The organism is Tritonibacter sp. SIMBA_163 (genome assembly GCF_046535935.1).
Lineage (GTDB): Bacteria > Pseudomonadota > Alphaproteobacteria > Rhodobacterales > Rhodobacteraceae > Epibacterium > Epibacterium scottomollicae.
Genome location: NZ_JAWJBP010000080.1, coordinates 1 through 815, shown reverse-complemented (window position 1 = coordinate 815; position 815 = coordinate 1). Strand labels below are relative to the sequence as shown.

The following is an 815-nucleotide window of genomic DNA, read 5'->3' as shown; positions in this document are numbered from 1 at the left end:
GGATCAAGGAGGGCCGCGGCGTCCACGTCATCCTCCCGTGGTATCGCCACCCGGAGAAGGCGCAGGGCGCGAAGCAGGTCCGCGACGAGCTGGGTCACGTGAAATGGACCAGCCCGTGGTACCGGCGGCAGGAGGAGACGATGAGCCGCAAGGCGCTCGCGCAGGAAGTGGACATGATCCACGGTCAGGCGGGCGACGTGTTCTTCGACTACCACGAGCTGGAGCGGCACCGTCAGGATCACGGGAAGGAGCCCCGCTTCACCGGCGACCTCATCTTCACCGGCGGCGCGTCGGACGACGACCGCATCCGGGCGATCCGGGAGTGCGACGAGTCGGCCTTCACCCTGCTGCCCAACAGCGGGGCCGCCCCGTGGCGGTTCTGGCTGGCGCTGGAAGACGGCAGGCCGCCGCAGCACACCAACTACGTTGCCGGCATCGACGTGAGCAACGGGTCCGGGGGTTCCAACAGCGTGATGACCGTCATTGATGCCGGCACCGGCCGCGTGGTCGCCAAGTGGTGGTCGGCCAACGTCTCGCCCGAGGAGTTCGCGGTGCAGGCGATGGCCGCCGGCGTCTGGTTCGGCGGGGCGACGGGGCTGATGTTCCTCTGCTGGGAGAACAACGGCCCCGGCGGCATCTTCGGTCGCCGCGTGGTCAAGGCGCAGTACCCCAGCTTCTACGTGCAGCGTCAGGAGGGCCAGCTCCGCAACGAGCGCGGCAACCGCTACGGCTGGCACAGCTCGCGGAGCCAGAAGGAGCTGCTGCTGGGCGTGTACCGCGACGAGATGGCGACCAACAAGGTCGTGAACCCGTGC

General features: G+C 68.8%; 1 protein-coding gene. It reads left to right on the top strand.

The window, feature by feature from the left end; genetic code table 11:
• Window positions 1–815: hypothetical protein (locus R0J92_RS21495; protein ID WP_411053128.1), on the top strand; the 815-nt coding region annotated here is incomplete at both ends.